At 50.0% G+C, this 5,385-nt stretch carries 4 protein-coding genes and 4 tRNA genes; 7 read left to right on the top strand and 1 reads right to left on the bottom strand.

Annotation, left to right across the window (positions count from 1 at the left end):
* The first annotated feature begins 153 nt into the window (after nt 1-153).
* The gene (gene murB, locus MT962_RS16070; RefSeq protein ID WP_281732738.1) at nt 154-1,200 is read left to right on the top strand and encodes a UDP-N-acetylmuramate dehydrogenase; all 1,047 of its coding nucleotides are present in this window, start codon (nt 154-156) and stop codon (nt 1,198-1,200) included.
* Nucleotides 1,197-2,159 carry a bifunctional biotin--[acetyl-CoA-carboxylase] ligase/biotin operon repressor BirA gene (gene birA, locus MT962_RS16075; RefSeq protein ID WP_247366049.1) on the top strand — a complete coding sequence of 321 codons (963 nt, stop codon included), beginning with the start codon at nt 1,197-1,199 and terminating at the stop codon, nt 2,157-2,159. Before murB ends, birA begins: the two co-directional genes overlap by 4 nt.
* Nucleotides 2,160-2,184: 25 nt before the next feature.
* On the opposite strand, the gene coaA is transcribed toward birA, so the two are convergent.
* On the bottom strand, nt 2,185-3,135 hold the full coding sequence (coaA, locus tag MT962_RS16080; protein ID WP_024559460.1) for a type I pantothenate kinase: 951 nt from the start codon (nt 3,133-3,135) through the stop codon (nt 2,185-2,187).
* A 518-nt stretch (nt 3,136-3,653) separates the two neighbouring features.
* Between coaA and MT962_RS16085 the strand changes: the two genes are divergently transcribed.
* The 5 genes from MT962_RS16085 to tuf all read left to right on the top strand — a co-directional run.
* Nucleotides 3,654-3,729 (top strand) — tRNA-Thr (locus MT962_RS16085).
* 9 nt (nt 3,730-3,738) lie between these two features.
* Nucleotides 3,739-3,823: transfer RNA gene (locus MT962_RS16090), tRNA-Tyr, on the top strand.
* A gap of 117 nt (nt 3,824-3,940) precedes the next feature.
* Nucleotides 3,941-4,015: transfer RNA gene (locus MT962_RS16095), tRNA-Gly, on the top strand.
* 6 nt (nt 4,016-4,021) lie between these two features.
* Nucleotides 4,022-4,097: transfer RNA gene (locus MT962_RS16100), tRNA-Thr, on the top strand.
* A gap of 110 nt (nt 4,098-4,207) precedes the next feature.
* Nucleotides 4,208-5,385: elongation factor Tu (gene tuf, locus MT962_RS16105; protein WP_024562309.1), on the top strand; the 1,178-nt coding region annotated here is incomplete at its 3' end.

Here is a 5,385-nt window from a genome sequence, read left to right on the forward strand (position 1 = left end):
GACGACCGGGTTTTTTGCTATCTGGCGTTTAACTCTTTTTCGAAATTATCTTGAGTCCTGCTCTCTTTTTGCTCTCTTCTGCCTGTTTCTCCGTTTCATTCATCTGTGCGCTACAAGCCATCTGTTGCAGGATCGGGTAAACTAGCCGCAAGAATGATTCAGGAAACTACCATGAGTATTTCTCTTAAGCCCTTCAATACTTTTGGCATTGAAAGCCAGGCGCTCAAGCTTGTTGAAGTACAAACCGCAGAAGCATTGATCCAAACGTGGCGGGAAGCGCAGACTGACCATTTACCTGTTTTGATTTTGGGTGAGGGGAGTAATGTTTTATTCACTGAAAACTTTGACGGCGTGGTAATCGTTAACCGTATCCGAGGAGTAACGGTACGGGAAGAGAGCGATAAATGGTTGCTGCACGTAGGCGCAGGAGAAAACTGGCATCAGCTGGTCGAGTATACGCTGGAAAGAAATATGCCGGGCTTAGAGAATTTGGCGTTGATCCCCGGATGTGCTGGCTCTTCACCTATTCAGAATATTGGCGCTTATGGTGTGGAATTAAAACAAGTTTGCGATTACGTAGAATGCGTTGAGCTTTTAACGGGCACACTTCACCGTTTGCCAGTCGAAGCATGCCGCTTTGGTTACCGTGACAGCATCTTCAAGCATGAATATCAGGATCGGTTTGCCATTACCGCTGTAGGTATCCGCCTGGCTAAAATATGGCAACCCGTTCTTACCTATGGCGATTTAACCCGGTTTGATCCTACTACTGTTACACCTCGCCAGGTTTTTGATGCAGTATGCCATATGCGCCGTACAAAGCTTCCTGACCCTCGGGTAAACGGCAATGCCGGCAGCTTCTTTAAAAACCCAGAGGTCTCGAAAGCTCAAGCCGCAACGCTCTTACAAGCCTATCCTGATGCTCCTCATTACCCACAAAAAAATGGCAGCGTGAAGCTTGCTGCTGGCTGGCTTATCGACAAATGCCAGCTCAAGGGGCATCGGATTGGCGGTGCGGCCGTACATCGCCAGCAAGCGCTAGTACTAATTAATGAAGAAAACGCTACGGCAGAAGATATAGTGCGACTGGCCAGATTTGTTCGCCAGACCGTCGGTAGCAAATTTGATATCTGGCTCGAACCAGAGGTGCGGTTTATCGGCCGTACGGGCGAAGTGAGCGCTGTGGAGACAATTACATGAAAGACAATACGGTTCCCCTGACGCTTATGTCTACCCTTGCGGATGGCCAGTTCCACTCAGGCGAACAGCTTGGCGATACGCTGGGCATGAGCCGCGCAGCCATTAATAAGCATATACAAACCTTACGTGATTGGGGGGTAGACGTTTTTACGGTGCCTGGTAAAGGTTACAGCTTGCCGGAACCCATTCAGCTCCTTAATGAAGACGTTATTCGCTCCCAAATCGAGACAGGTTCGGTTGCTGTATTGCCAGTTATTGATTCTACTAATCAGTATTTACTGGATCGCCTTTCCTCCTTACAGTCTGGGGATGCCTGCATTGCAGAATACCAACAGGCGGGGAGAGGGCGGCGCGGGCGTAAATGGTTCTCCCCTTTCGGCGCTAACCTTTATCTATCCATGTACTGGCGTCTTGAGCAGGGGCCAGCTGCTGCTATCGGTCTGAGTCTTGTCATCGGCATCGTTATGGCTGAAGTCCTGCATGATCTTGGCGCCGATCAAGTGCGGGTTAAATGGCCCAACGACCTTTATCTTCAGGATCGTAAACTGGCAGGAATCCTGGTTGAGCTAACCGGTAAAACTGGCGATGCAGCGCAGATTGTTATTGGCGCGGGGATAAACCTTGCAATGCGTCGTGTTGAAAGCGAAGTCGTTAATCAGGGGTGGATTAATCTTCAGGAGGCGGGCATTAAAATAGATCGCAATCAGTTAGCTGCTCGTCTTATTAATGAACTGCGGGTTGCCCTGGAGCAATTTGAAAAAGAGGGGCTGTCGCCTTTCCTGGCGCGCTGGGAGAAGTTAGATAATTTTATTCATCGCCCGGTTAAGTTGATTATCGGCGACCGAGAAATTTACGGTATCTCGCGAGGAATTGACGAGCAAGGTGCCCTGCTATTGGAGCAGAACGGAGCAATCAAAGCCTGGGTAGGCGGTGAGATCTCTTTACGAAGCGCAGAATAAAACAGGGGAGCATAGCTCCCCTGTTTTATTTCCTGAGCCGGACAGATTCCACAGCATGATTCGCGCTTTTGGTCATTATCAGGCTAGCTCTCTCCCTGGTGGGGAGAATGTTTTCCTTCAAATTCAGCCAGTTAATTTCCTTCCAGAGCTGAGTGGCGACATTTACCGCTTCATCTTCAGAAAGTTTGGCGTAATTATGGAAATAAGAGTCAGGATCGGTGAAAGCCCCTTCCCGGAATTTCAGGAAGCGATTGATATACCACGTTTGCAATAAGTCTTCTGGCGCATCGACATAAATTGAGAAATCAACGAAGTCAGAGACAAATACATGATGCGGGTCGTGAGGATAATCCATACCGCTTTGTAAAACGTTTAAGCCTTCGAGGATCAATATATCTGGCTGTGTAACTACTTTATCGCCGTCAGGAATAACGTCATAAATTAAATGCGAATAAACAGGTGCTGTCACATCAGGCACACCTGATTTTATATCCGCCACAAATTTCACCAGCCTGTGCATGTCGTAAGACTGAGGAAACCCTTTCTTCTTCATCAAATTGCGCTCTTTGAGCACTTTATTCGGATGCAGAAAGCCATCAGTGGTAATAAGTTCAACGCGGCGATGTTCAGGCCAGCGGCTCAGCAACGCCTGCAGCACACGCGCTGTCGTACTTTTACCTACGGCGACGCTGCCTGCAATGCTGATGATATAGGGGATGCGCTGACCGTTTGTGCCAAGAAACTGCTCCAGCACGGCCTGGCGGCGAAGATTAGAGCTGATATAGAAGTTCAGCAGACGGGATAACGGCAGATAAATTTCAGCCACTTCCTCAAGAGAAAGATCTTCGTTAATCCCTTTTAAGCGGGCAATTTCACCTTCGGTTAGCGTCATCGGCACCGAGTCGCGAAGTGCAGCCCATTGGCTCCGGTTAAACTGAAGATAAGGAGTCGTTAACATTTGCTCTTTATTACTCATAAGCATGCTTCTGCCTGTCATTCAGGACAAAATGAGAGCTTTTCGCTTAACGAAACGAAGCTCTCATCTTCGAGCGCTCAATGGCACGCTACGTGTATCATTTTTGACAATGGGCAGGAGGTTAACACCAGATGACGGCGAATAATAAGAAAAAATCATAATCATGATGCTTTCCAGGGGAAGCGTCACGGTTAGCGTACTTTACAAGCGCTTAAGCCCTGAGATCTTGTGAAGGAATAAGGTACTTTGATGAAGAACGCCTGGCCAAACATTCGATGTTATGACATGGCATTTACATAAAATCGCAGGCCTTAGATTGACCTTTTAAGCGGAAGCACACGTTCTGGAATACCCTTTGAGAAGATTATGCGGCAGTGTTTGACGCTTTATGAAGCCCGGAACGGTTGAAATAGCGTCAGATTTGCGCGCTGATGCGCAAAATGTGAGCGATAGAGCAGTTTATGCAATTTTTTTGTTGCATAGGCGAGCCGCTATTCCTAGAATGCGCGCTACTTGATGCCGGCTTAGCTCAGTAGGTAGAGCAACTGACTTGTAATCAGTAGGTCACCAGTTCGATTCCGGTAGCCGGCACCATCAAGTTCGGGTGGGGTTCCCGAGCGGCCAAAGGGAGCAGACTGTAAATCTGCCGTCACAGACTTCGAAGGTTCGAATCCTTCCCCCACCACCATTTTCGGCCACGCGTTGGCGTAGCCCGAGACGATAAGCTCCAGCTAATCGGCTCGAATATTGAGAGGTTTTCTCTCATATTCACTACAGAAAGAATCAGGTAGCCGAGTTCCAGGATGCGGGCATCGTATAATGGCTATTACCTCAGCCTTCCAAGCTGATGATGCGGGTTCGATTCCCGCTGCCCGCTCCAAGATGTGCTGATATAGCTCAGTTGGTAGAGCGCACCCTTGGTAAGGGTGAGGTCGGCAGTTCGAATCTGCCTATCAGCACCACTTCTCTTTTCCTCCCTGCTTCTCTTCTGTTATGAATTCAACAAATTCAGGCGATAGCCTGGTTGATGTGGTGATATCACCGATTTATCCGTGTCTTAGAGGGACAATCGATGTCTAAAGAAAAGTTTGAACGTACAAAACCGCACGTTAACGTCGGTACTATCGGCCACGTTGACCATGGTAAAACAACGCTGACCGCTGCCATCACTACCGTTCTGGCTAAAACCTACGGTGGTTCTGCTCGTGCATTCGATCAGATCGATAACGCGCCGGAAGAGAAAGCTCGTGGTATCACCATCAACACCTCTCACGTTGAATACGACACCCCGACCCGTCACTACGCGCACGTTGACTGCCCGGGCCACGCCGACTACGTGAAAAACATGATCACCGGTGCTGCTCAGATGGACGGCGCTATCCTGGTTGTTGCTGCGACTGACGGCCCGATGCCGCAGACCCGTGAGCACATCCTGCTGGGTCGTCAGGTAGGCGTTCCGTACATCATCGTGTTCCTGAACAAGTGCGACATGGTTGATGACGAAGAGCTGCTGGAACTGGTAGAGATGGAAGTTCGCGAACTGCTGTCTCAGTACGACTTCCCGGGCGACGACACCCCGATCGTACGTGGTTCCGCTCTGAAAGCGCTGGAAGGCGACGCTGAGTGGGAAGCGAAAATCATCGAACTGGCTGGCTTCCTGGATTCCTACATCCCGGAACCGGAGCGCGCAATTGACAAGCCGTTCCTGCTGCCGATCGAAGACGTATTCTCCATCTCCGGTCGTGGTACCGTTGTTACCGGTCGTGTAGAGCGCGGTATCATCAAAGTGGGTGAAGAAGTTGAAATCGTTGGTATCAAAGATACCGCGAAATCCACCTGTACCGGCGTTGAAATGTTCCGCAAACTGCTGGACGAAGGCCGTGCGGGCGAGAACGTGGGCGTTCTGCTGCGTGGTATCAAGCGTGAAGAAATCGAACGTGGTCAGGTACTGGCGAAGCCGGGCACCATCAAGCCGCACACCAAGTTCGAATCTGAAGTGTACATTCTGTCCAAAGATGAAGGCGGCCGTCACACTCCGTTCTTCAAAGGCTACCGTCCGCAGTTCTACTTCCGTACCACTGACGTGACTGGCACCATCGAACTGCCGGAAGGCGTGGAGATGGTAATGCCGGGCGACAACATCAAAATGGTTGTTACCCTGATCCACCCGATCGCGATGGACGACGGTCTGCGTTTCGCAATCCGCGAAGGCGGCCGTACCGTTGGCGCGGGCGTGGTTGCTAAAGTTCT

Source organism: Franconibacter sp. IITDAS19 (genome assembly GCF_023079515.1).
In the GTDB taxonomy this organism is placed as follows: Bacteria; Pseudomonadota; Gammaproteobacteria; order Enterobacterales; family Enterobacteriaceae; genus Franconibacter; species Franconibacter pulveris.